Below are 23,262 nucleotides of genomic sequence, written 5' to 3' on the forward strand. Positions count from 1 at the left end.
CTTTGGGGTGGCGCGTTGAACAGTCTTGGAATGCTGCGGTCGGCCGTGCTGGCGACCGCGTCCGCTTGGGTTTTGATGCCGCAGGCATCGCTTGCACAATCGTCCGCGCAGGGTGGCGCAGCGACCCTGCCGCCGGTGACCGTCACCGCGCCGGAAGCGCGCCGCCGCGCGGCCACGACCCCTCAGCGCCGTGCGCCGCGGTCGTCGGAGCAGACCGCCAACAGGAACAGGCCGCAGCTGCAGCGCAACGTCGGCTTCGTCGAGACGCCGCGCGGGCCAGTGAACGGCTACGTCGCGGGTCGCAGCTCGTCCGGCACCAAGACCAACACGCCGATCATCGAGACGCCGCAGTCGGTCTCCGTCATCGGCGCCGAGCAGATCCGCGACCAGAAGCCGAACAAGCTCGATGAGGTCCTGCGCTACACCGCCGGCGTGCGGGCGGGAACGTTTGGCGCGGACACGCGCAACGACTGGTGGCTGATCCGCGGCTTCAAGTCCGACGACATCGGACTGTTCCTCGACGGCATGCAGCTGTTCTACACTTCCTATGCAAGCTGGCGGCTGCCGCCGTCCAACATGGAGCGCGTCGAGGTGCTGCGCGGTCCGTCTGCCGTGCTCTATGGCGGATCGAGCCCGAGCGGCATCGTCAACGTCATCAGCAAGATGCCGCCGGCCGAGCCGATCCGCTACATCGAGACCGGCGTCAACAATTTCGGCAACGCCTATATCGGCTTCGATATGGGCGGGCCGATCGCGACGCAGCCGAAGGACGGCAAGCTATTCTATCGCGTCGTTGGCGAGGTCAGGAACGGCGGTACGCAGGTCGACTTCACGCCTGATAACAATTACTTCATCGCGCCGTCGTTTACGTGGAAGCCGGATGCTGACACGTCCTTCACGGTTCTCGCATCGGCCTCGAAGACTGACACGAGGGGCATCAACTTCCTGCCCTACCAGGGCACGGTGACGAATGCGCCGTTCGGCAAGATCCCGACCAGCTTCTTCGTCGGCGATCCCAATGTCGACAAGTTCACGCGCGAGCAGGAGATGCTCGGCTACCAGTTCGAGCGCAATCTCACCGAGGATCTCACGTTCCGGCAGAATGCGCGATTTGCGCATATCGACCTGACCTATCGCGGTTTCATCGGGAACGGCTGGGACAATATCAATACGGCGACGATGGGCCGCTATAATTGGTATGCGAAGAACACGGCGAACCAAGCCAATCTCGACAATCAGCTGGAATATCGCTTCAACACCGGTCCCGTCAGGCACACGATGCTGTTCGGCGTCGATCTCAAGGGCTACCAGATCGACGACTACCAGAATTTCAATTTCGGCACCGTCCCTTCGGTCAATGTGTTCAATCCCGTCTATGGTCTCAGCATTCCGCTGACGGGCGCTCCGTTCCGCAACTTCCAGATCACGCAGAAGCAGGCGGGTACTTACCTCCAGGATCAGATGAAGCTCGGCAACTTCACGCTGGTGCTGAGCGGCCGCAACGATTGGGTCGAGACGACGCAGGAAGCGCGCGACACCGGCGCCACCGTCGCCAGCCGCGAGGACAGCAAGTTCAGCGGAAGGGCCGGGCTGATCTACAATTTCGACAACGGCATCGCGCCCTATGTCTCCTATGCCACGAGCTACAATCCGGTCATCGGTCTCAACGCCACTAACCAGCTCTTCCTGCCGGAGACCGGGCAGCAAACCGAGATCGGCGTGAAGGTCGCACCGAAGGGGTTCGACGGCTATTTCACGGCCTCTGTTTTCGACCTGAAGCGCCAGAATGTCGCGACGACAGCGGGCACGCCGATCTTGCTGAACCAGACCGGCGAGGTGACCTCGCGCGGCATCGAGCTCGAAGCGGTGGCCAATGCCACCAAGGAACTCAAGCTGATCGGCGCCTTCACGGCCTATCATCTCTTCAACAGCCGGGACCTCGATCCGTCGCTGGTCGGCAAGACGCCGACCAACACGCCTCAGCTGCTGGTCTCGGGCTGGGCCGACTACACCTTCAAGGATGGGCCGCTCGAAGGCTTCGGTCTTGGCGGCGGCGTGCGCTACGTCGGCTCATCGTGGGCTGACCCGGCCAACACCCTCGAGGTTCCCGCAGTGGTGCTTGGCGATCTCGCGCTTCATTACGAATGGCAGAACTGGCGTACGGCGCTCAACGTCATCAACCTGACCGACAAGATCTATGTTGCGAGCTGTTCGTTCCCGACGTCCTGCTTCTACGGCGACCGCCGGCGCGTCACCGCCAGCGTCTCCTACAAATGGTGAGGACGGGTGAGGGCGGCGACATCTGGTGCCGCCGATCCTCCAACGTGAGATAGATGAGCACCCGGGCTATGCCCCCCAGCCCGAAGCTCATCCGGGCGCGGCGCGCGCGACGGCCCTGCACGTCGCCGCCGCCGCGCTCGCGACCGGTCGGGCTGCAATATAACGCAAGCCCGAGTTGTCTTCGCAGCAGGCAGCCCCGGTCCCGCCGCGATGCATGGCTCGTCTGATCGCTTGCGCCTGTGGATAGGTGTCTTTGCTGCACCTGTCCTGCCTCACCGCCTCGACCATCGCCGGCCTTCCGGCCGCGCTGCTCCGGGGCGCTCGGCATTATGTCGCCGGGGTGACGGTCAGTCGGGGGCCTGACGGCAGCCGCAGCTCGGTTTGGGTGCGCTGCCGCACCAAAAAACCAGGTGCTTTTCTCGGGCAATGCATGGCAAAAAGCTGTCTTGGCCCGTGCGGCCGCAATCTCAGAACGGCTGCCCTGCAAAACGGTGGCCGCCCTTGCTGGCCTTGGCGATCTGCTCCATACCAGCGCGGGGTGATTCCGGGATTTTCACCGTTCTGGGGGCGGCAAAGGGCCTAAAAAGAGCGTGTCTTGCGCCCATTGGTGCACTGCGCTAAGGCTCAGAATAATTCCAAATCGGACGAATCCGTGGCTGTCCCGAGGCTGCGGGAAAAAGGGCTCGCCATGAGCGGCATTCTGCAGAACTATCTTCCACTCGTCGTCTTTATAGGGGTAGCGGGCCTCATTGGCCTTGTGCTGCTGATCGCGCCCTTTGTCGTGGCGTTCCAGCAGCCGGACCCGGAAAAGCTGTCGGCGTATGAGTGCGGTTTCAACGCCTTCGACGACGCGCGCATGAAGTTCGACGTCCGCTTCTATCTGGTCGCCATTCTCTTCATCATCTTCGATCTCGAGGTGGCGTTCCTGTTTCCCTGGGCGGTGGCGTTCGGCAAGCTTGGCGCGACCGGCTTCTGGTCCATGGTGGTGTTCCTCGCCGTGTTGACGGTCGGGTTCGCCTATGAATGGAAGAAGGGAGCACTCGAATGGGATTGAACCCCGTGTCCTCCACAGGTCCGGCTATCGCGCCGGCCCCCAAAGGCATCCTGGATCCGTCGACCGGCCGGCCGGTCGGGGCCAATGATCCGTTCTTCCTCGAGGTCAATTCCGAGCTGTCCGACAAGGGCTTCTTCGTGGCCGCGACCGACGACCTCATCACCTGGGCCCGTACCGGCTCCTTGATGTGGATGACCTTCGGTCTCGCCTGTTGTGCGGTCGAGATGATGCAGGTGTCGATGCCGCGCTACGACGTCGAGCGCTTCGGCTTCGCGCCGCGTGCCTCGCCGCGCCAGTCCGACGTGATGATCGTCGCAGGCACCTTGACCAACAAGATGGCCCCGGCGCTGCGCAAGGTCTACGACCAGATGCCCGAGCCGCGCTACGTCATCTCGATGGGCTCCTGCGCCAACGGCGGCGGCTATTATCACTATTCCTACTCGGTCGTGCGCGGCTGCGACCGCATCGTGCCGATCGACATCTATGTGCCGGGCTGCCCGCCCACGGCGGAAGCGCTGCTTTACGGCGTGCTGCTGCTGCAGAAGAAGATCCGGCGCACCGGCACCATCGAACGCTAAGGTTTTACGTCATGGACGACGCCAAGCTCGACGCACTGGGGCAGACGATCGTTAGCGCGCTTCCGGGCGCCGCCATCGGTCATTCGGTGGCCTTCAACCAGCTCACGGTTGATGTCGAGGCCAGCAAGATCGTCGAGGTGGTCAAGTACCTCCGCGACGATCCGAACTGCCGCTTCATCAACTTCACCGACATCACGGCCGCTGACTATCCGTCGCGCGAGAAGCGCTTCGACGTGATCTATCACTTCCTGTCACCGACCCTGAACGCGCGGATCCGGCTCAAGGCGCAGGCCGACGAGACCACCCAGGTGCCGTCGCTGATCGAATTGTTCCCCGGCGCCGACTGGTTCGAGCGCGAGGCCTACGACCTCTACGGCGTGTTCTTCGTCGGCCATCCCGACATGCGCCGCATCCTCACCGATTACGGGTTCGAGGGCCATCCGCTGCGCAAGGACTTCCCGACCACGGGTTTCGTCGAGGTCCGCTACGACGACCAGGAGAAGCGGGTGGTGTACGAGCCCGTCCGGCTCAACCAGGAATTCCGCAAGTTCGATTTTCTCTCGCCATGGGAAGGGGCGGACTATCCGGTCCTTCCGGGAGATGAAAAAGCGGGACCGAAGGTCTGATCATGAACGAGCAACCTGAAAATCTCCGCAACTTCACCATCAACTTCGGGCCGCAGCATCCGGCCGCGCACGGCGTGCTGCGTCTGGTGCTGGAGCTGGACGGCGAAGTCGTCGCGCGCGTCGATCCGCATATCGGCCTGCTTCACCGCGGCACCGAGAAGCTGATCGAGCAGAAGACCTACCTCCAGGCGATCCCTTACTTCGACCGCCTCGACTACGTCGCGCCGATGAACCAGGAGCACGCCTTCTGCATGGCGGCTGAAAAGCTGCTCGGCATCGAGGTGCCGCGCCGCGGCCAGCTCATCCGCGTGCTCTATTGCGAGATCGGCCGCATCCTGTCGCATCTGCTCAACGTCACCACGCAGGCGATGGACGTCGGCGCGCTGACCCCGCCGCTGTGGGGCTTCGAAGAGCGCGAGAAGCTGATGGTGTTCTACGAGCGCGCCTCGGGCAGCCGTATGCATGCGGCTTACTTCCGCGTCGGCGGCGTGCATCAGGACCTGCCGCAGAAGCTGGTCGACGACATCGAGGCCTGGTGCGATCCGTTCCTGAAGGTCGTGGACGACCTCGACCGCCTGCTCACCGCCAACCGCATCTTCAAGCAGCGCAACGTCGATATCGGTGTGGTGCCCCTGAAGGAAGCCTGGGAGTGGGGCTTCTCGGGCGTGATGGTGCGCGGCTCGGGCGCGGCCTGGGACCTGCGCAAGTCGCAGCCCTATGAATGCTATGCCGAGATGGATTTCGACATTCCGATCGGCAAGAACGGCGACTGCTACGACCGCTACCTGATCCGCATGGAAGAGATGCGGCAGTCCATCCGCATCATGAAGCAGTGCATCCAGAAGCTGAACGCGCCCGACGGGAAGGGCCCCGTTGTCGTCGCCGACAACAAGGTCGCGCCGCCGCGCCGTGGCGAGATGAAGCGCTCGATGGAAGCCTTGATCCACCACTTCAAGCTCTACACCGAGGGCGTCCACGTGCCGGCCGGCGAAGTCTATGCCGCGGTCGAGGCGCCCAAGGGCGAGTTCGGCGTCTATCTGATCTCCGACGGCACCAACAAACCGTACAAGTGCAAGATCCGCGCGCCGGGCTTTGCGCATCTGCAGGCGATGGATCACATCTGCCGCGGCCATCTGCTCGCCGACGTCTCGGCGATCCTCGGCTCGCTCGACATCGTGTTCGGAGAGGTCGATCGGTGATGGGGCAGCAGGCGCCAATCCAGTTTGACCGCGCCTCGGGGGCCCTTGAAGGGGCCAACCTGTGGGAGCGGACGGCTGCCTTGGCGCTGGTGACGGGATCGAAGATCTCGTCGCACTTCTCGCATATGGGCTACATCGCCTGCGCGAATTTGCTGCGGAAGACGCTGCCCGAGCGCAACATCGCGATCAGGCTCAATCCCGACGCCGTGTTCGAATTCCCTTACGGCGACGGCTATTGGAGCAAGCTGCTCAACCGCTCGTACAACTATGAAGACGAGCTCGAGCTCTTGTTCGCCGACTCCGTCGACGTCGACTACACGCTGCTCGATTGCGGTGCCAATTACGGCTATTGGTCGGTGCTGGTGTCGAGCAAGCCGTTCGGCTCGCACAAGGCGATCGCGATCGAGCCATCGGGGCAGAACTATCCGAAGCTCGCCAACAACGCGCGCGTCAACGGCAATCGCTTCGAGACCATGAAATGCGCGATCGGCGCCACCCGCGGCACCGCGCGCCTGTCAGGCACCAAGCACGAGGCCTTCAGCATCGCCGGCGATCCCTCCGCGGGCGGTGAGGAGGTGCCGGTCATCGCTCTCGACAATCTGATCGAGGACGGCAAGGTCGCAAGCGCCGGCAAGTACCTGATCAAGCTCGATGTCGAGGGCGTCGAGATCGAGGCGATCAAGGGCGGCGCGCGTCTTCTCCAGGCCGACAGCGTCATCATGTGCGAGGAGCACGGCAGCGACCGCTCTCATGCGGTGTCGCGCTTCATCCTCGAACAGACCCCGCTGAAGCTGATCGTGTTCGATCCGCGCAGCAACCGCATGGAGACCGTGACCGAGCTGTCGATCCTCGACCGCATCAAGGTCTCGACCCACGTCGGCTACAACGTTTTCGGCACCGCAAGCGCGTTCTGGCAGGACAGGATCGATGCCCTGAATGCCAAGATCTTGAACGCCAAGTCAGCGCGCCGCATGCAGTGAGAGATTGAAGAGATGTCCGTTCGCCGATTAGCACCGAAGGAAGTCCAGCCCGCGAGCTTTGCGTTCACGGAGGAGAACCTCGCGTTCGCCAAGCAGCAGATCGCGAAATATCCGGCGGGACGTCAGGCCTCCGCCGTCATCGCCATCCTCTGGCGTGCCCAGGAGCAGCACGACGGCTGGGTCTCGGAAGCCGCGATCCGCGTCATCGCCGACATGCTCGACATGCCCTATATCCGCGTGCTCGAAGTCGCGACCTTCTACACGATGTTTCAGCTCGCCCCCGTCGGCAAGAAGGCCCACGTCCAGGTCTGCGGCACCACGCCGTGCCGCCTGCGCGGCGCCGAGGATCTGATCCACGTCTGCGAACACCGCATCCATCACGAGCCCTTCCATCTCTCCAAGGACGGCAATTTCAGCTGGGAGGAGGTCGAGTGCCTCGGTGCCTGCGTGAACGCGCCGATGGTGCTGATCGGCAAGGACACTTATGAGGACCTGACCAAGGAAAGCTTCGGTAAGGTGCTCGACGGTTTCGCTTCGGGCAATCCGCCCAAACCCGGCCCGCAGAACGGCCGCCAGTTCTCGGCGCCGATCACCGGGCCGACCACGCTGAAGGAGAGCACCTGATGGGTGATCTCTCGCAGCCTTCCGTGCAGGGGAGCGGTGCCATGAAAAAGTGGGGCTTCATCGCGTTGCACGCCGCCGTGGCGGCCGCTTTCATTTTCCTGTTGCAGCGTTTCAGCCTGAACGCGTCGCTGGAATCCAGTCTGCTCTGGGCGCTGACCTTCGCCGTCTGCGCCGCCGGACTTGCCTACAAGCAGACCATTCGTTGATCGGAAAGCACTGATATGCTCGAGGACAAGGACCGCATCTTCAAGAACCTCTACGGCCTCCATGATTGGGGGCTCGAGGGTGCGCGGCGCCGCGGCGCCTGGGATGGCACCAAAAACATCATCGACAAGGGCCGCGACTGGATCATCAACGAGATGAAGGCGTCGGGCCTGCGCGGCCGCGGCGGCGCAGGCTTCCCGACCGGTCTGAAATGGTCGTTCATGCCGAAGGAATCGACCGACGGCCGGCCGAGCTATCTCGTCGTCAATGCCGACGAGTCCGAGCCCGGCACCTGCAAGGATCGCGAGATCATGCGGCACGATCCGCATCTCCTGATCGAGGGCTGTCTGATCGCGAGCTGCGCGATGAACGCGCATGCCTGCTACATCTATGTCCGCGGCGAGTTCATCCGCGAGCGTGAGCACCTGCAGGCCGCGATCGACCAGGCCTATGAAGCCAAGCTGGTCGGCAAGGATAACGTCAATGGCTGGCCGTTCGACATCTACGTCGCCCACGGCGCCGGCGCCTATATCTGCGGCGAGGAAACCGCGCTGCTCGAAAGCCTCGAAGGCAAGAAGGGCCAGCCGCGGCTGAAGCCGCCGTTCCCGGCCAATGTCGGCCTGTTCGGCTGCCCGACCACCGTCAACAACGTCGAGTCCATCGCGGTCGCGCCCGACATCCTGCGCCGTGGCGCGGCCTGGTTCGCCGGCATCGGCCGTCCGAACAATGTCGGCACGAAGCTCTTCTGCATCTCCGGCCATGTCGAGCGGCCCTGCAACGTCGAAGAGGCCATGGGCATTCCGTTCCGTGAGCTGATCGACAAGCATTGCGGCGGCATCCGCGGCGGCTGGGACAACCTCAAGGCCGTGATCCCCGGCGGCTCGTCGGTGCGCATGGTGCCAGCCGAGCAGATCATCGACACGCCCATGGATTTCGACAGTCTGAGCAAGCTCCGCTCGGGCCTCGGCACCGCGGCCGTGATCGTGATGGACAAGTCGACTGACCTGATCCGCGCCATCGCCCGCATCTCCTATTTCTACAAGCATGAGAGCTGCGGCCAGTGCACGCCGTGCCGCGAGGGCACAGGCTGGATGTGGCGCGTGCTCACCCGCATGGCCGAAGGCCGCGCCCACAAGCGCGAGATCGACATGTTGCTCGAGGTGACGAAGCAGGTCGAAGGCCACACCATCTGCGCGCTCGGCGATGCCGCGGCATGGCCGATCCAGGGCCTGATCGCGCATTTCCGTCACGAGATCGAAGCGCGTATCGACCAGTATTCGCATAAGGCCGATGTTGACGATATCGGCGTCCGCGATCCCGTGAACATGGTCGCGGCGGAGTAAGAAGAATGACCAAGCTCATCATCGACGGCAAAGAGATCGATGTGCCCGCCGAGTTCACGCTGCTTCAGGCGTGCGAGGCGGCCGGCGCCGAGATTCCGCGCTTCTGCTATCACGAGCGGCTGTCGATCGCCGGCAATTGCCGGATGTGCCTCGTCGAGGTGAAGGGCGGCCCGAAGCCGGTCGCAAGCTGCGCCTGGGGTGTGCGCGACTGCCGTCCGGGCCCCAAGGGAGAGCCGCCGGAGATCTCCACGCGTTCGCCGATGGTGAAGAAGGCGCGCGAAGGCGTGATGGAATTCCTTCTGATCAACCATCCGCTGGACTGCCCGATCTGCGACCAGGGCGGCGAGTGCGACCTGCAGGACCAGGCGATGGGCTATGGTGTCGACACCAGCCGCTTCGCCGAGAATAAGCGCGCGGTCGAGGACAAATATCTCGGCGCGCTGGTCAAGACCTCGATGAACCGCTGCATCCAGTGCACGCGCTGCGTCCGCTTCTCGGCGGAAGTCGCCGGCGCGCCCGAGATGGGCGCCACCGGGCGCGGCGAGGATATGGAGATCACGACCTATCTCGAGCACGCGCTGACCTCGGAGCTTCAAGGCAATCTCGTCGACATCTGCCCGGTCGGCGCACTGACCTCAAAACCCTATGCGTTTGCCGCGCGTCCCTGGGAGCTCGGCAAGACCCAGTCGATCGACGTGATGGACGGCGTCGGGTCTGCGATCCGCGTCGACACCCGCGGCCGCGAGGTCATGCGCGTGCTGCCGCGCATCAACGAGGCCGTCAACGAGGAGTGGATCTCCGACAAGACCCGCCACGTCGTCGACGGCCTGCGCACCCAGCGTCTCGACCGGCCCTATATCCGTGAAGCCGGCAAGCTGCGCGCGGCGAGCTGGACCGAAGCCTTTGCCGCGATCGCTGCGAAAGCGGCGCGTACTGACGGCAAGCGCATCGGCGCGATCGCGGGCGATCTCGCCGGCGTCGAGGAGATGTTCGCGCTGAAGGATCTTCTCGCCAAGTTCGGCTCGACCAATATGGCGGTGCAGGGTGGCGACGCCTTCGACCCCGCGCTCGGCCGCGGCTCCTACATCTTCAACCCGACGCTGGTGGGTGTGGAGCAGGCGGATGCGCTGCTCATCATCGGCGCGAACCCGCGGAAAGAGGCGGCCGTGTTCAACGCCCGCATCCGCAAGCGCTGGCGTGCCGGCGGCTTCAAGGTCGGCGTGATCGGCGCCAAGGTCGATCTGACCTACGATTACGATCACCTCGGCGCGGGCACTGAAACGCTCGGTGAGCTGGCGGCCGGCAAGCACTCCTTCATGGACGTGCTGAAGAACGCCAAGAATCCGATCATCCTGGTCGGCGCGGGCGCGGCCTCGCGTCACGACGGCGCCGCCATTCTCGCGAGCGCCGCCAAGCTCGCGCTCGATGTCGGTGCGGTCAAGGACGGCTGGAACGGCTTTGGCGTGCTGCACGAGAGCGCTTCGCGCGTCGGTGCGCTCGATATCGGCTTCTCCGCAACCGGCGGGGGCCTGAACGCCGCGCAGATGACCACGTTCGGCACGCTGGACTTGCTGTTCCTGCTCGGCGCCGACGAGATCAACGCGCCTGATGGTACCTTCGTTGTCTATATCGGCACCCATGGTGACCGCGGCGCGCATCGCGCCGACGTGATCCTGCCGGCGGCCGCCTATACCGAGAAGTCCGCGATCTACGTCAACACCGAAGGCCGCGTGCAGATGACGGGCCGCGCCGCGTTCCCGCCGGGCGAAGCCCGCGAGGACTGGGCGATCGTCCGCGCGCTGTCGGAGGCACTCGGCAAGAAGCTCGGCTATGACTCGCTTTCGGCGCTGCGCCAGGCGATCTTCAAGGCCGTGCCGCATCTGATCCGCCTCGACCAGATCGAGGCCGGCTCGGCGGACCAGATCAAGAAGCTGGCGGGGAAGGGCGGTTCGCCCGAGAAGGCGCCGTTCAAGCCGCTGGTCGAGGACTTCTATTTGACCAACCCAATCGCGCGTGCATCCGCCGTGATGGCGGAATGTTCGCGCCTCGCCTCCGGGCACATGCTGACCGCAGCGGAGTGAGCGTGATCTGATGGAATTCTTCGAAAGCGCATTCTGGACCGGGTTCCTCTGGCCGCTGATCATCATGGTCGCGGAGAGCGTGCTGGTGCTCGTCGTCCTGCTCGTGGCGATCGCCTACATCCTGCTCGCCGATCGCAAGATCTGGGCGGCGGTGCAGATCCGGCGCGGCCCGAACGTGGTCGGCCCCTGGGGCCTGCTGCAGTCCTTCGCTGACTTGCTGAAGTTCGTGCTGAAGGAGCCGATCATTCCGGCCGGCGCCAACAAGGGCGTGTTCCTGCTGGCGCCGTTGGTCTCATGCGTGCTCGCGCTCGCCGCCTGGGCGGTGATCCCGACCAATCTCGGCTGGGTGATCTCCGACATCAATGTCGGCATCCTCTTCATCTTCGCGATCTCGTCGCTATCGATCTACGGCATCATCATGGCCGGCTGGTCGTCGAACTCGAAATACCCATTCCTGGCCGCGCTGCGCTCGGCGGCGCAGATGGTCTCCTATGAAGTCTCGATCGGCTTCGTCATCATCACGGTGCTGCTCTGCGCCGGCACGCTGAACCTGTCGGCCGTGGTCGAGGCCCAGCATGTGCGCGGCCTTGCCAGCCTGATCGGGCTGCCGCAGCTCACCATCCTGAACTGGTATGTGTGGCCGCTGTTCCCGATGTTCGTGATCTTCTACGTCTCGGCGCTGGCGGAAACCAACCGTCCGCCCTTCGACCTCGTGGAAGCCGAATCCGAGCTCGTCGCCGGCTTCATGGTCGAATACGGCTCGACCCCGTATCTGCTGTTCATGCTCGGCGAGTACGTTGCGATCGTCACGATGTGCGCGATGGCGACGATCCTGTTCCTCGGAGGCTGGCTGCCGCCGGTCGATCTGCCGCCCTTCAACTGGGTGCCGGGGATCATCTGGTTCTCGCTCAAAGTCTTCTTCATGTTCTTCCTGTTCGCGATGGCAAAGGCGATCGTGCCGCGCTACCGCTACGACCAACTGATGCGCCTCGGCTGGAAGGTGTTCCTGCCGCTGTCGCTGGCGATGGTGGTCGTGGTGGCTGGCGTGCTGCATTTCGCCGGCATCGCGCCGAAGTGAGGGCCGTCATGGGTATCAACATCAACGCCACTGCACGCTCGCTTCTGCTGTCGGAATTCGTCTCGGCGTTCTTCCTCGCCATGCGCTATTTCTTCCAGCCGAAGCCGACCCTGAACTATCCGTTCGAGAAGGGCCCGATCTCGCCGCGCTTCCGCGGTGAGCATGCGCTGCGCCGCTATCCGAACGGGGAAGAGCGTTGCATCGCCTGCAAGCTCTGCGAGGCGGTCTGCCCGGCCCAGGCCATCACCATCGAGGCCGGCCCGCGCCGCAACGACGGCACCCGCCGCACCGTGCGCTACGACATCGACATGGTGAAGTGCATCTATTGCGGCCTCTGTCAGGAGGCCTGTCCGGTCGACGCCATCGTCGAAGGTCCGAACTTCGAGTTCGCGACCGAGACCCGCGAGGAACTGTTCTATGACAAGGCCAAGCTGCTCGCCAACGGCGACCGCTGGGAACGCGAGATCGCGAAAGCGATCGAGCTCGACGCGCCGTACCGGTGAGGTGAGGGCATGATCCTTCCCGCGCTGTTCTTCTATCTCTTCGCCGGCGTCTGTGTCGCCTCGGCCGTGATGGTGATTGTCTCGCGCAATCCCGTGCACTCCGTGCTGTACCTGATCCTGGCCTTCGTCAACGCCTCCGGCCTGTTCGTGCTGATGGGCGCCGAGTTCCTGGCGATGATCCTGATCGTCGTCTATGTCGGCGCGGTCGCGGTGCTGTTCCTGTTCGTGATCATGATGCTCGACGTGGACTTCACCGAGCTGCGCGAGGGCTTCATCGAGTACCTGCCGGTCGGCCTCGTCATCGGCGGCATATTCCTGTTCGAGCTGCTGCTCACCGTCGGCTTCTGGGTCATCAACCCCGGCGTCGCCAAGACGATCACGGCGGCGATCCCGACCAACGTCTCGAACACCGAGGCGCTGGGTCTGGTGCTCTATACGAAGTACATCCACTACTTCCAGCTCTCGGGCATGGTGCTGCTGGTCGCCATGATCGGCGCCATCGTGCTGACGCTGCGGCACAAGGCGAGCGTGAAGCGGCAGGACATCAACGTTCAGAACGCGCGCACGCCCGAAATGGCGATGGCGATGCGCAAGGTGGCGCCGGGGCAGGGGCTCCAGGACTCTGATGCGGCGGAGTGGGTGAAATGACGATCGGGCTCGGACACTATCTTGCGGTCGGCGCGATCCTGTTCACGCTCGGGATCCTCGGCATCTTCCTGAACCGCAAGAACATCATCGTCATCCTGATGTCGATCGAGCTGATCCTGCTCTCGGTCAACATCAACCTCGTGGCGTTCTCGACCTTCCTCGGCGACATCGTCGGCCAGGTCTTCGCGCTTCTGGTGCTGACGGTTGCGGCTGCGGAAGCCGCGATCGGTCTCGCCATCCTGGTGGTCTATTTCCGCAACCGCGGCTCGATCGCGGTTGAGGACGTCAATCTGATGAAGGGCTGAGCTCAGTCATGGTTCAGGCAATCGTTTTCCTGCCGCTGCTGGGCGCCATCTTGGCCGGCCTGATCGCGCTGTTCGGCGCGCATGCCCGCAACCCCTCGGGCGACGAGGTCGAGCATCACGGCGACCACGGTCACGGCGCCGCCCACGCGTCGGCGGCGCATGACGACCATGGTCACGACGATCATGGTCACGACGACCACGGCCCGGCCGAACCGCCGGCGGCGGGCTCGCGCGGGGCGGAGCTGATCACCACGGCGCTCTTGTTCGTGTCGGCGGCGCTGTCCTGGATGACGCTGGTCGATGTCGGCTTCATGCATCACGACATGCGGATTCCGTTGTTGCCGTGGATCCAGTCGGGCGATCTCCAGGTCTACTGGAGCTTGCGGGTCGACACGCTCACCGCCGTGATGCTGGTGGTGGTGACCACCGTGTCCTCGCTCGTGCACCTCTATTCCATCGGCTACATGGACGAGGACCCGAATCGGCCGCGCTTCTTCGGCTACCTCTCGCTGTTCACCTTCGCCATGCTGATGCTGGTGACGGCGGACAACCTCGTGCAGCTGTTCTTCGGCTGGGAAGGCGTGGGTCTGGCCAGCTATCTGCTGATCGGCTTCTGGTACCAGAAGCCGTCGGCGAACGCCGCCGCGATCAAGGCCTTCGTGGTCAACCGCGTCGGCGATTTCGGTTTCGCGCTGGGCATCTTCGCGATCTTCATGCTGACCAGCTCGACCGATTTCGAGACGATCTTCCATGCCGCGCCTGGCCTCACCGGCAAGACCATCAACTTCCTCGGCTGGCACGCGGATGCGCTGACCCTGACCTGCCTGTTGCTGTTCATGGGCGCGATGGGCAAGTCGGCGCAGTTCCTGCTGCACACCTGGTTGCCGGACGCGATGGAAGGACCGACGCCTGTGTCGGCGCTGATCCACGCCGCGACGATGGTCACCGCGGGCGTCTTCATGGTGGCGCGCCTGTCGCCGCTGTTCGAGCTCGCCCCGAATGCGCAGGCTGTCGTGATGTTCTTCGGCGCCACCACGGCGTTCTTCGCTGCGACCATCGGCCTCGTCCAGAACGACATCAAGCGCATCGTCGCCTATTCGACCTGTTCGCAGCTCGGCTACATGTTCGTGGCGATGGGAGCAGGGGCCTATTCGGTCGGAATGTTCCATCTGTTCACGCACGCCTTCTTCAAGGCGCTGCTGTTCTTGGGCTCCGGCTCGGTGATCTACGCGATGCACCACGAGCAGGACATCCGCAACATGGGCGGGCTCTGGAAGAAGATCCCCTACACCTATGCGGTGATGGTGGTCGGCACGCTTGCGCTCACCGGCTTCCCGCTCACCGCCGGCTACTTCTCCAAGGACGCGATCATCGAATCCGCTTACGCCGCGCACAATCCGTTTGCGATGTACGGCTTCCTGATGACGGTCGTCGCCGCCGGCCTGACCTCGTTCTACTCCTGGCGCCTGATCTTCAAGACCTTCCACGGCGAGCCGCATGACGAGCATCACTACGAAGCCGCACATGAGGCCCCGATCTGGATGCTGATCCCGATCGGCGTGCTCGCGGTCGGCTCGATCATTGCGGGCTTCCCGTTCAAGGAGCTGTTCGCAGGTCACGGCATCGAGGAGTTCTTCCGCGAGTCCGTGAAGATGAACCCGCACATCATCGAGGAGATGCACCACATCCCCGAGACCATCGCCGTCCTGCCGACGGTGATGATGGTGCTGGGCTTCCTCGTCTCGTACCTGTTCTACATCCGCCGGCCGTACATCCCTGTGCAGCTCGCTAAAGAGCAGCCGATGCTGTACCAGTTCCTGCTCAACAAATGGTACTTCGACGAGCTCTACGACGTCATCTTCGTCCGTCCGGCGAAGTGGATCGGCTATCAGCTCTGGAAGAAGGGCGACGGCTTCATCATCGACGGCCTCGGTCCCGACGGCGTCTCGGCCCGCGTGCTGGACGTCACCCGCAACGTCGTGAAGATCCAGACCGGCTATCTCTATCACTACGCATTCGCCATGCTGATCGGCGCCGCCGGCCTGATCACCTGGTTCATGTTCGGCTTTGGAGGCCAGTAAATGACAACCTGGCCCATCTTATCGGTCACGACGTTCCTGCCCCTGGTCGGCGCGCTGATCGTCTATCTCAGCCGCGGCGATGACGAGGCGGCCAAGCGCAACTCGCGCTGGATCGCGCTCTGGACCACGCTGATCACCTTCGCGGTGTCGGTGATCCTGGTCATGCGCTTCGATCCGGCGAATCCCGACTTCCAGTTCGTCGAGAAGGCGAACTGGCTCGCGACCGGGATCACCTACCACATGGGCGTCGACGGCATTTCGCTGCCGCTGGTGATCCTCACCACCGCCGTGATGCCGTTCTGCATCATCGCGAGCTGGAAGGCGATCACCAACCGCGTCCGCGAATACATGATGGCGTTCCTGATTCTGGAAACGCTGATGATCGGCACCTTCTCGGCGCTCGATCTCGTGCTGTTCTACCTGTTCTTCGAAGGCGGCCTGATCCCGATGTTCCTGATCATCGGCGTCTGGGGCGGTCCGCGCCGGGTCTACGCGTCGTTCAAGTTCTTCCTCTACACGTTGCTCGGCTCGGTGCTGATGCTGCTCGCCATCATGGCGCTGTACTGGAATGGCGGCACCACCGACATTCCGACCCTGATGCACACCGCCGTGCCGCGCTCGCTGCAGACCTGGGCCTGGCTCGCTTTCTTCGCCTCGTTTGCGGTGAAGATGCCGATGTGGCCGGTGCACACCTGGCTCCCCGACGCGCACGTCGAGGCGCCGACGGCCGGCTCCGTGGTCCTCGCCGCGATCCTGCTGAAGATGGGCGGCTACGGCTTCCTGCGCTTCTCGCTGCCGATGTTCCCGCTGGCGTCGCACGACTTCGCGCCGCTGATCTTCACGCTCTCGGCCATCGCCATCATCTACACCTCGCTGGTGGCGCTGATGCAGGAGGACATGAAGAAGCTGATCGCGTACTCCTCGGTCGCGCATATGGGCTTCGTCACCATGGGCATCTTCGCCGGCACCATGCAGGGCGTTGCCGGCGGCGTGTTCCAGATGATCTCGCACGGCATCGTCTCCGGCGCGCTGTTCCTCTGCGTCGGCGTTGTCTACGACCGCCTGCACACCCGCGAGATCGCGGCCTATGGCGGCCTCGTCAACCGGATGCCGCTCTACGCGCTGACCTTCATGATCTTCACCATGGCCAATGTCGGTCTGCCCGGCACATCAGGCTTCGTCGGCGAGTTCATGACGCTGCTCGGCACCTTCAAGGTCTCGATCCCGACCGCGTTCTTCGCCACCTTCGGCGTGATCCTCTCGGCCGGCTACGCGCTGTGGCTCTACCGCAAGGTCGTGTTCGGGGCGCTGGTCAAGCCGTCGCTGGCGAGCATGAAGGATCTCACCTTCCGGGAGTGCCTGACGTTGTTCCCGATGATCGCGCTGACGATCCTGTTCGGGGTCTATCCGAAGCCGGTGCTCGACATGTCGGCTGCCTCGGTCCAGCAACTCGTCAACAACTACAACACCGCTGTGACGGCCGTGAAGGCCGCCGCACTGCTCCAGTGATCGGGCAGGTCAGGATATCGCCATGAGCTTTGAGACTGCAGGTTATCAACTGGCGCCGGTGCTGCCCGAGATCGTGCTCGCGATCGGCGCCATGGCTCTGCTGATGCTGGGCGCCTATCGCGGGCAGGAGACGACCGGTGCCGTCACCTCGCTGGCGGTCGTGCTTCTGGTCGTGGTCGGCGTGCTCGAATACATGCTGCCCGCGGGCAAGCAGGTGACCTTCGGCGGCAGCTTCATCGTCGACGACTTTGCCCGCTTTATGAAGATCCTGGCCCTGATCGGCTCGGCGGTGACGCTGGTGCTGTCGACCGAGTTCCTGTCCGACCCGTCGCGCCGCATCTTCGAATACGCCATCCTGGTGCTGCTCTCGACGCTCGGCATGATGGTGCTGATCTCGGCCGGCGACCTGATCTCGCTCTATCTCGGCCTCGAACTGATGTCGCTCGCGCTCTATGTCGTGGCGACCTCCAACCGCGACAACGCCAAGTCGACCGAAGCCGGCCTGAAGTATTTCGTGCTCGGCGCACTGTCCTCGGGCATGCTGCTGTACGGCGCCTCGCTGATCTACGGCTTCACCGGCACGGTCAGCTTCACCGGCATCGCGGCGGCCGCGACGGTCTCGAATGTCGGCCTCGTCTTCGGTCTGGTCTTCCTGCTCGTCGGCCTCTGCTTCAAGGTTTCGGCCGTGCCGTTCCACATGTGGACGCCTGACGTCTACGAGGGCGCGCCGACCCCGGTCACCGCCTTCTTCGCGTCGGCGCCGAAGGTCGCCGCGCTTGCCGTGTTCACCCGCGTCACGCTCACCGCTTTCCCGGGCATCGTCTCGCAGTGGCAGCAGATCCTGGTGTTCGTGGCGATCGCCTCGATGGCGCTGGGCTCCTTCGCCGCGATCGGCCAGAGCAACATCAAGCGCCTGATGGCTTATTCCTCGATCGGCCACATGGGTTTTGCTCTGGTCGGCCTTGCCTCCGGCACGGTCGAAGGCGCGCAGGGCGTCCTGATGTACATCGTGATCTATGTCGCGATGACGCTGGGCTCGTTCTCGATCATCCTCGCCATGCGCCGCAATGGACAGGCGGTCGAGCAGATCAGCGATTTCGCCGGCCTGTCGCGCACCAATCCGCTGCTCGCCTTCATGTTCGCGATGCTGCTGTTCTCGCTCGCGGGCATTCCGCCGCTCGCGGGCTTCTTCGCCAAATGGTACGTCTTCGTCGCCGCCATCAAGGCGAACCTGTTCACGCTCGCCGTCGTTGGCGTGCTGACCAGCGTGGTCGGCGCCTACTATTACCTCGCCATCGTCAAGACGATGTATTTCGACGAGCCGGCCGGCCAGGTCGATCCGGTGCGCGTCGAGGTGAAGACGGTGCTGGCAGTCTTTGGCCTGTTCAACATCCTGTTCGCGCTGTTCGCAGGTCCCGTGGTGAGCGTCGCCTCCGCCGCGGCAAAGTCGCTGTTCTAGGATGGGGTTCGCGCTCGGTCCTCGCGCATCCTCCGCGGGCTACAGGCTCGCGGCGTTCGAGCAGACCGGCTCGACCAATACCGAGGCGATCGAGCACGCCAGGCGCGGCGAGCGCGGCCCGATGTGGTTCGTCACGTCGGAGCAGACGGCCGGCCGCGGCCGCCGTCAGCGCGCCTGGATCGCGCCGCGCGGCAATCTCGCCGCCAGCATCCTCGAAGTCATGGACGTCGCGCCTGCCGTCGCCGCCACCCTCGGCTTTGCAGCCGGGCTGGCGGAGGAGGCCGCGCTGGAGAAGGTCAGCCTGGAGGCCGCACTCCGCCTCGGCCCCGATCGTCCGCGCTATGCCCTGAAATGGCCCAACGACGTTTTGGCCGGTGGCAAGAAGCTCGTCGGCATTGGCCTCGAAGCCGAAGCCATCGGTGACCGCCTGGCCGTCGTGGTCGGCATCGGCACCAATGTCGTCGCAGCGCCCGAGGGCACGCCGACGCCCGCGGTGTCGCTGGCCGCGCTCGGGGTGCAGATCAGTGCGGAGGAGCTGTTCTCGGCGCTCTCCGACGCCTGGGTCGAGTTCCGCGGCATCTGGGACAATGGAAGCGGCTTTGCCGAGATCCGCAAGCTGTGGCTGGAGCGCGCCGCGGGACTCGGCGAGCGGGTCGCAATCCACACGGGAGCGATGACGCTGGAAGGCATTTTTGACACGATCGACGACACCGGCTGCCTGATCGTCCGCACTGCGGAGGGCCGCCGCGTGCCGGTGGCCGCGGGCGAGGTGTTCTTCGGTTCGGCCGCGTCCGTAGGAGCTGCGTGATGGCCAAGCCCGACGAACTGGTGTTTGCGCCGCTGGGCGGCGTCGGCGAGATCGGCATGAACCTGTCGATCTACGGCCTCGGCAACCGCCAGCAGCGCGCCTGGATGGCGGTCGACCTCGGCGTCTCCTTCGGCGATGAGGAGCACCTGCCGGGTATCGACCTGATCATGCCCGACATCAGCTTCCTGGAGAAGGAGCGCAAGAACCTGATGGGCCTGGTGCTGACCCACGCCCACGAGGACCATTTCGGCGCCATCATCGATCTCTGGCCGAAGCTGAAATGCCCGATCTACGCGACGCAGTTCAGTGCGGCCCTGTTCGAGGCCAAATGCGCCGCCGAGCGCAACGCGCCGAAGATCCCGGTGACGGTGGTGCCGTCCGGCGGCCGCGTCGATGTCGGCCCGTTCAACGTCGAGTTCATTCCCGTCGCGCACTCCATTCCCGAAGCGCACGCGCTGGCGATCCACACCGAAGCCGGCACGGTGCTGCATACCGGCGACTGGAAGATCGACCCGACCCCGACCCTGGGCAGCCCGACCGACGAGAAGCGGCTGCGCGAGCTCGGCGAGGAAGGCGTGCTCGCCTTGATCGGCGATTCCACCAACGCGGTGCGCGATGGCCGTTCACCCTCGGAAGCCGAGGTCGCCCGGACCATCATCGACCTCGTGAAATCAGCCAAGGGCCGCGTTGCGGTCACGACCTTCGCCTCCAACGTCGCGCGCATCAAGGCCGTCGCTGCTGCTGCCAAGGCTGCCGACCGCGAGGTCGTCGTGGTCGGTCGCGCCATGGAGCGCGTGGTGCAGGTCGCGCGTGAATGCGGCTATCTCGACGGCGTGCAGAATTTCCGCTCACCCGAGGTCTACGGCCATCTGCCGCAGGACAAGGTGCTGGCGCTGTGCACCGGCAGCCAGGGCGAGCCGCGCGCGGCGCTGGCGCGCATCGCCAATGACGACCATCCCGAGATCACGCTCAATCGCGGCGACAGCGTCATCTTCTCCTCGCGCACCATCCCGGGCAACGAGAAGGCGGTCGGCTCGATCATCAACAATCTCGTGCTGCAGGGCGTCGAGATCATCACCGATCGCGACCATCTGGTCCACGTCTCCGGCCATCCTCGCCGCGACGAATTGCGCGACATGATTGGCTGGGTGAAGCCGCAGCTCCTGATCCCGGTCCACGGCGAGGCGCTGCATCTGAACGAGCACGCCAAGCTGGCGCGCGCCGCCGGCGTGCCGCGCGTGCTGGTGGTCCGCAACGGCGACCTGATCAAGCTCGGCCCGGGCGATCCCGGCATCATTGGCGAAGTGCCTTCCGGCCGCCTCTACAAGGACGGCACGATCCTGGAGGACTCCAAGTCCCGCGCCGTGGTCGAGCGGCGGCGCATGGCGTTTTCCGGCTGTGCCTTCGTCGCCATCGCCATGACCGAGCAGGGCGAGCTGGCCGACGATCCCGAGGTCGATCTCGTGGGTATCCCCGAGAAGAACAGGGCAGGCGAGCCCTTCGACGACCTTGTCTTCGATGCCGTGGTCTCCACCATCGAGGGCCTGCCGAAGGCGCGCCGCCGCGACGCCGACGCATTGGGCGAGTCGGTGCGACGTGCTGTCCGGGCCGTGATCAACGAACATTGGGGCAAAAAGCCCCCCTGTCTGGTACACGTACTGACAGTGTAAGGGGAGAAGACACATGCTGGGCCGGCTCAACCATGTCGCGATCGCGACCAAGGACGCCGTCAAGGCTGCGAGGATCTATGGCGCCGCGTTCGGCGCCGAGATTTCGGAGGCTGTCGCGCTGCCAGAGCACGGCGTGACCACCGTGTTCGCGACGCTGCCCAACACCAAGATCGAATTCATCGAGCCGCTCGGCGAGACCTCGCCGATCGCAAAATTCCTGGAGCGCAATGCCGACGGCGGCATCCATCATGTCTGCTACGAGGTCGTTGACATCATCGCCTCGCGCGACACGCTGGTGAAGGAGGGCGCGCGGGTGCTCGGCGACGGCGTGCCGAAGACCGGCGCCCATGGCAAGCCGGTGCTGTTCCTGCACCCGAAGGATTTTTCCGGCGCGCTGGTCGAGATCGAGCAGGCATAGGGCCGAACCATGGCCATCCAGATCTCAACCGCGATCGCAATCTACTTCGTCATCTGGTGGGTCGCGCTGTTCCTGACGCTGCCGTTCGGCGTGCGCAGCCAGCACGAGGATGGCGTCGGTGCGCCCGGCACCGATCCCGGCGCGCCGATCCTGACGCGGATGGGCCGCAAGCTGATCTGGACCACCATCATCTCGGCGATCATCTACGGCCTCGGCATGGTCGCCTATCACGCCGGATATCTCTCGATCGAGCGCCTGTCGAAATTGATGGGAATGCCTTTCTAGACGTTCTTGCTAGACGTTTTTGCTGACGACATTGTTTGGGGGGAGCGAATGGCTTTTCAGAGGATCGTCATTGCACTTCTGGTGCTGATCGTCGCCGGCATTGGTACCATCGGCTATTTCGAATGGCGGATGGCCGCGCAGGTGCGCACCCTGAAGGCGTTCGTCGAGGGCTACGTCTTCAACGAAGCCGTGATGGCCTGCGAGCAGGCCAAGAGCTCGACGCCATTCAAATGGAACGGGGGCAAGAGCACCTCGGTGATCGGCCTGAACTCCGCCAAGCTGGACAAATACACGGTCAGCGCCAGCTACACGCTGGTGGCGGACAGCGTCTATTGTGATTACGATCCGATCAAAAGAAAGGCCGAGATCGGCTCCAGCTTTTTGGAGCGGGAGTAACGATCCGGCGCAGGCAGGCATGAGCAAGCCGCCGCCTGCTCGATGCGGCGCGAGTTCGCGCACGCCCGATCAGCTGCTTACGCAGGCGGGCTAGATCGCTCGGCGTTGTCGGCCGGCGATGAGCCCGTAGACGAACAGCACAATGATCGCGCCGACGACCGCACCGATCAGTCCCGCACCTTCTTCGGCACGATACCAGCCGAGCGCTTGCCCGAGGTAAGTCGCAACGAAGGCGCCGACGATCCCGAGGATGGTCGTCAGGATGAAGCCGGACGGCTCGTTGTCGCCAGGCATGATGAACTTGGCGATCACGCCGGCGACGAAGCCGATGATGATTGTCCAGAGAAGACCCATTTCCACACCTCTTCCAGGTTAAGCGGCAACAGCTATGCCTCAGGCAGACGTCCATCGGGCGTGTATTTGTCGACCGCCGAGGGCAATTCCCGCGATAGCCTTGTAAGGATCTCGTCTTGGGAAAGCCCCGTCTGCTGTTCGAGCTTCTCCAGCACGTCCGAGCCGATGGCATTCCTCAGCTCAGGCGACGAAATCTCCTTGTTGGGTCCGGGCTTGACCCATGAATCGGCGACTTCACCCTGGCCGTTCTGGTTGAACCGCTCCAGGAGCTCGCCAAGGCCGCCATTGAGCAGACCCCCGATCCCGCCTGCGCCGAGCATGCCGCCCAGATTGCCGAGCGCTCCCCCGGGCGGCTGCTGACCGCCCGCGGACGAGCCGCCGGTCGCGCCTTTCAGCAGCTCAGCCAGCTTGTCGCGGTTCTGATAGCCGGCCATGGCCAGCATCGCTAGAAGGGCAGTCATGGAAGGCATCCCGCGGCTCATCGGTAACTCCTTTAAAATCTCAGAAACGCAAAACTGTCTCAGCCCGCTTGTGTTCCAAAAATCGGCAAATCGCGGGCTCGCGACCGCGCGCCCCCGGCCCGGTCGTCCGACACTAAGGACTTTGCATGCAACTGGTCCCGGCGTGCGCCAGCGACACAGGTGGCGGACCGCCTTGATTGCGTTTACGATCCGACCAAAAGAATGGCCGGGATCGCCCAAGCTTCCCAGAAGCGGGAGTTGCGACCAGGCCATGCCAAGCATGGGGTGGGATCGTCATGACCGGGGACCGGGCGGGCC

General features: G+C 64.1%; 24 protein-coding genes. 22 read left to right on the top strand and 2 right to left on the bottom strand.

All coding sequences use genetic code 11. The annotated features are described in order from the left end of the window. The first annotated feature begins 30 nt into the window (after positions 1 to 30). From CV770_RS15195 to CV770_RS15300, 22 genes are all read left to right on the top strand, one after another. The gene (locus tag CV770_RS15195; RefSeq protein WP_165637713.1) at positions 31 to 2,280 is read left to right on the top strand and encodes a TonB-dependent siderophore receptor; all 2,250 of its coding nucleotides are present in this window, start codon (positions 31 to 33) and stop codon (positions 2,278 to 2,280) included. A gap of 688 nt (positions 2,281 to 2,968) precedes the next feature. Beyond that, the gene (locus CV770_RS15200; protein WP_018320139.1) at positions 2,969 to 3,334 is read left to right on the top strand and encodes an NADH-quinone oxidoreductase subunit A; all 366 of its coding nucleotides are present in this window, start codon (positions 2,969 to 2,971) and stop codon (positions 3,332 to 3,334) included. Continuing rightward, complete coding sequence (locus CV770_RS15205; protein ID WP_026202310.1) at positions 3,325 to 3,912, top strand: NuoB/complex I 20 kDa subunit family protein; 588 nt, start codon at positions 3,325 to 3,327, stop codon at positions 3,910 to 3,912. The genes CV770_RS15200 and CV770_RS15205 overlap by 10 nt, the downstream gene beginning before the upstream one ends. An 11-nt stretch (positions 3,913 to 3,923) precedes the next feature. Next, entirely contained in the window at positions 3,924 to 4,538 is a 615-nt protein-coding gene (locus CV770_RS15210; RefSeq protein WP_104462902.1) for an NADH-quinone oxidoreductase subunit C, read from the top strand. A 2-nt stretch (positions 4,539 to 4,540) separates the two neighbouring features. Next, positions 4,541 to 5,737: an NADH-quinone oxidoreductase subunit D gene (locus CV770_RS15215; protein ID WP_018320142.1), complete on the top strand. Its 1,197-nt coding sequence runs from the start codon at positions 4,541 to 4,543 to the stop codon at positions 5,735 to 5,737. Then, positions 5,737 to 6,717 (top strand): FkbM family methyltransferase, encoded by a 981-nt coding sequence (locus tag CV770_RS15220; protein WP_104462903.1) that lies wholly within the window; start codon positions 5,737 to 5,739, stop codon positions 6,715 to 6,717. The genes CV770_RS15215 and CV770_RS15220 overlap by 1 nt, the downstream gene beginning before the upstream one ends. A 12-nt stretch (positions 6,718 to 6,729) precedes the next feature. Then, entirely contained in the window at positions 6,730 to 7,341 is a 612-nt protein-coding gene (nuoE, locus tag CV770_RS15225) for an NADH-quinone oxidoreductase subunit NuoE (RefSeq protein WP_018320144.1), read from the top strand. Next, positions 7,341 to 7,547, top strand: coding sequence for a hypothetical protein (locus CV770_RS15230; RefSeq protein ID WP_091965293.1), 207 nt, complete (start codon positions 7,341 to 7,343; stop codon positions 7,545 to 7,547). Before nuoE ends, CV770_RS15230 begins: the two co-directional genes overlap by 1 nt. A 15-nt stretch (positions 7,548 to 7,562) precedes the next feature. Continuing rightward, positions 7,563 to 8,888, top strand: coding sequence for an NADH-quinone oxidoreductase subunit NuoF (gene nuoF / locus CV770_RS15235; RefSeq protein WP_018320146.1), 1,326 nt, complete (start codon positions 7,563 to 7,565; stop codon positions 8,886 to 8,888). Between the two features lie 5 nt (positions 8,889 to 8,893). Further along, on the top strand, positions 8,894 to 10,969 hold the full coding sequence (nuoG, locus tag CV770_RS15240; protein ID WP_104462904.1) for an NADH-quinone oxidoreductase subunit NuoG: 2,076 nt from the start codon (positions 8,894 to 8,896) through the stop codon (positions 10,967 to 10,969). 10 nt (positions 10,970 to 10,979) lie between these two features. Next, on the top strand, positions 10,980 to 12,047 hold the full coding sequence (gene nuoH, locus CV770_RS15245) for an NADH-quinone oxidoreductase subunit NuoH (protein WP_038948735.1): 1,068 nt from the start codon (positions 10,980 to 10,982) through the stop codon (positions 12,045 to 12,047). Positions 12,048 to 12,061: 14 nt separating this feature from the next. After that, positions 12,062 to 12,550, top strand: coding sequence for an NADH-quinone oxidoreductase subunit NuoI (gene nuoI / locus CV770_RS15250; RefSeq protein WP_026232873.1), 489 nt, complete (start codon positions 12,062 to 12,064; stop codon positions 12,548 to 12,550). Between the two features lie 9 nt (positions 12,551 to 12,559). Continuing rightward, positions 12,560 to 13,198 carry an NADH-quinone oxidoreductase subunit J gene (locus CV770_RS15255; protein ID WP_091965295.1) on the top strand — a complete coding sequence of 213 codons (639 nt, stop codon included), beginning with the start codon at positions 12,560 to 12,562 and terminating at the stop codon, positions 13,196 to 13,198. After that, positions 13,195 to 13,503, top strand: coding sequence for an NADH-quinone oxidoreductase subunit NuoK (gene nuoK, locus CV770_RS15260; RefSeq protein ID WP_008547737.1), 309 nt, complete (start codon positions 13,195 to 13,197; stop codon positions 13,501 to 13,503). The genes CV770_RS15255 and nuoK overlap by 4 nt, the downstream gene beginning before the upstream one ends. 8 nt (positions 13,504 to 13,511) lie before the next feature. Continuing rightward, on the top strand, positions 13,512 to 15,584 hold the full coding sequence (nuoL, locus tag CV770_RS15265) for an NADH-quinone oxidoreductase subunit L (protein WP_104462905.1): 2,073 nt from the start codon (positions 13,512 to 13,514) through the stop codon (positions 15,582 to 15,584). After that, entirely contained in the window at positions 15,585 to 17,093 is a 1,509-nt protein-coding gene (locus CV770_RS15270; RefSeq protein WP_091965297.1) for an NADH-quinone oxidoreductase subunit M, read from the top strand. Positions 17,094 to 17,115: 22 nt separating this feature from the next. Continuing rightward, positions 17,116 to 18,552, top strand: a complete 1,437-nt coding sequence (nuoN, locus tag CV770_RS15275) for an NADH-quinone oxidoreductase subunit NuoN (RefSeq protein WP_091965298.1) — start codon at positions 17,116 to 17,118, stop codon at positions 18,550 to 18,552. Position 18,553: 1 nt separating this feature from the next. After that, a complete protein-coding gene (locus CV770_RS15280; protein ID WP_091965299.1) occupies positions 18,554 to 19,360 on the top strand; it encodes a biotin--[acetyl-CoA-carboxylase] ligase in 807 nt (268 codons plus the stop codon). Then, positions 19,360 to 21,030, top strand: coding sequence for a ribonuclease J (locus CV770_RS15285; protein ID WP_091965300.1), 1,671 nt, complete (start codon positions 19,360 to 19,362; stop codon positions 21,028 to 21,030). Before CV770_RS15280 ends, CV770_RS15285 begins: the two co-directional genes overlap by 1 nt. A 13-nt stretch (positions 21,031 to 21,043) precedes the next feature. Continuing rightward, positions 21,044 to 21,448, top strand: a complete 405-nt coding sequence (gene mce, locus CV770_RS15290) for a methylmalonyl-CoA epimerase (protein WP_104462906.1) — start codon at positions 21,044 to 21,046, stop codon at positions 21,446 to 21,448. 9 nt (positions 21,449 to 21,457) lie between these two features. Further along, positions 21,458 to 21,733: a DUF1467 family protein gene (locus CV770_RS15295; RefSeq protein WP_018320157.1), complete on the top strand. Its 276-nt coding sequence runs from the start codon at positions 21,458 to 21,460 to the stop codon at positions 21,731 to 21,733. A 48-nt stretch (positions 21,734 to 21,781) separates the two neighbouring features. Next, positions 21,782 to 22,129: a hypothetical protein gene (locus CV770_RS15300; protein WP_104462907.1), complete on the top strand. Its 348-nt coding sequence runs from the start codon at positions 21,782 to 21,784 to the stop codon at positions 22,127 to 22,129. Between the two features lie 90 nt (positions 22,130 to 22,219). Here the strand turns inward: CV770_RS15300 and CV770_RS15305 are convergent, their stop codons facing one another. Continuing rightward, on the bottom strand, positions 22,220 to 22,483 hold the full coding sequence (locus CV770_RS15305) for a GlsB/YeaQ/YmgE family stress response membrane protein (protein WP_038971430.1): 264 nt from the start codon (positions 22,481 to 22,483) through the stop codon (positions 22,220 to 22,222). Between the two features lie 32 nt (positions 22,484 to 22,515). After that, positions 22,516 to 22,965 (bottom strand): YidB family protein, encoded by a 450-nt coding sequence (locus tag CV770_RS15310; RefSeq protein ID WP_091965303.1) that lies wholly within the window; start codon positions 22,963 to 22,965, stop codon positions 22,516 to 22,518. Between the last annotated feature and the right edge of the window lie 297 nt (positions 22,966 to 23,262).

This window comes from Bradyrhizobium sp. AC87j1 (assembly GCF_002936975.1).
Classification (GTDB): domain Bacteria; phylum Pseudomonadota; class Alphaproteobacteria; order Rhizobiales; family Xanthobacteraceae; genus Bradyrhizobium; species Bradyrhizobium shewense.

Bases quoted from the DNA above. Each gene is read 5' to 3' on its own strand.
- CV770_RS15195 (WP_165637713.1), top strand. From the start codon at position 31: ATGCTGCGGTCGGCCGTGCTGGCGACCGCGTCCGCTTGGGTTTTGATG.
- CV770_RS15200 (WP_018320139.1), top strand. From the start codon at position 2,969: ATGAGCGGCATTCTGCAGAACTATCTTCCACTCGTCGTCTTTATAGGG.
- CV770_RS15205 (WP_026202310.1), top strand. From the start codon at position 3,325: ATGGGATTGAACCCCGTGTCCTCCACAGGTCCGGCTATCGCGCCGGCC.
- CV770_RS15210 (WP_104462902.1), top strand. From the start codon at position 3,924: ATGGACGACGCCAAGCTCGACGCACTGGGGCAGACGATCGTTAGCGCG.
- CV770_RS15215 (WP_018320142.1), top strand. From the start codon at position 4,541: ATGAACGAGCAACCTGAAAATCTCCGCAACTTCACCATCAACTTCGGG.
- CV770_RS15220 (WP_104462903.1), top strand. From the start codon at position 5,737: ATGGGGCAGCAGGCGCCAATCCAGTTTGACCGCGCCTCGGGGGCCCTT.
- nuoE (WP_018320144.1), top strand. From the start codon at position 6,730: ATGTCCGTTCGCCGATTAGCACCGAAGGAAGTCCAGCCCGCGAGCTTT.
- CV770_RS15230 (WP_091965293.1), top strand. From the start codon at position 7,341: ATGGGTGATCTCTCGCAGCCTTCCGTGCAGGGGAGCGGTGCCATGAAA.
- nuoF (WP_018320146.1), top strand. From the start codon at position 7,563: ATGCTCGAGGACAAGGACCGCATCTTCAAGAACCTCTACGGCCTCCAT.
- nuoG (WP_104462904.1), top strand. From the start codon at position 8,894: ATGACCAAGCTCATCATCGACGGCAAAGAGATCGATGTGCCCGCCGAG.
- nuoH (WP_038948735.1), top strand. From the start codon at position 10,980: ATGGAATTCTTCGAAAGCGCATTCTGGACCGGGTTCCTCTGGCCGCTG.
- CV770_RS15255 (WP_091965295.1), top strand. From the start codon at position 12,560: ATGATCCTTCCCGCGCTGTTCTTCTATCTCTTCGCCGGCGTCTGTGTC.
- nuoK (WP_008547737.1), top strand. From the start codon at position 13,195: ATGACGATCGGGCTCGGACACTATCTTGCGGTCGGCGCGATCCTGTTC.
- nuoL (WP_104462905.1), top strand. From the start codon at position 13,512: ATGGTTCAGGCAATCGTTTTCCTGCCGCTGCTGGGCGCCATCTTGGCC.
- CV770_RS15270 (WP_091965297.1), top strand. From the start codon at position 15,585: ATGACAACCTGGCCCATCTTATCGGTCACGACGTTCCTGCCCCTGGTC.
- nuoN (WP_091965298.1), top strand. From the start codon at position 17,116: ATGAGCTTTGAGACTGCAGGTTATCAACTGGCGCCGGTGCTGCCCGAG.
- CV770_RS15280 (WP_091965299.1), top strand. From the start codon at position 18,554: ATGGGGTTCGCGCTCGGTCCTCGCGCATCCTCCGCGGGCTACAGGCTC.
- CV770_RS15285 (WP_091965300.1), top strand. From the start codon at position 19,360: ATGGCCAAGCCCGACGAACTGGTGTTTGCGCCGCTGGGCGGCGTCGGC.
- mce (WP_104462906.1), top strand. From the start codon at position 21,044: ATGCTGGGCCGGCTCAACCATGTCGCGATCGCGACCAAGGACGCCGTC.
- CV770_RS15295 (WP_018320157.1), top strand. From the start codon at position 21,458: ATGGCCATCCAGATCTCAACCGCGATCGCAATCTACTTCGTCATCTGG.
- CV770_RS15300 (WP_104462907.1), top strand. From the start codon at position 21,782: ATGGCTTTTCAGAGGATCGTCATTGCACTTCTGGTGCTGATCGTCGCC.
- CV770_RS15305 (WP_038971430.1), bottom strand. From the start codon at position 22,483: ATGGGTCTTCTCTGGACAATCATCATCGGCTTCGTCGCCGGCGTGATC.
- CV770_RS15310 (WP_091965303.1), bottom strand. From the start codon at position 22,965: ATGAGCCGCGGGATGCCTTCCATGACTGCCCTTCTAGCGATGCTGGCC.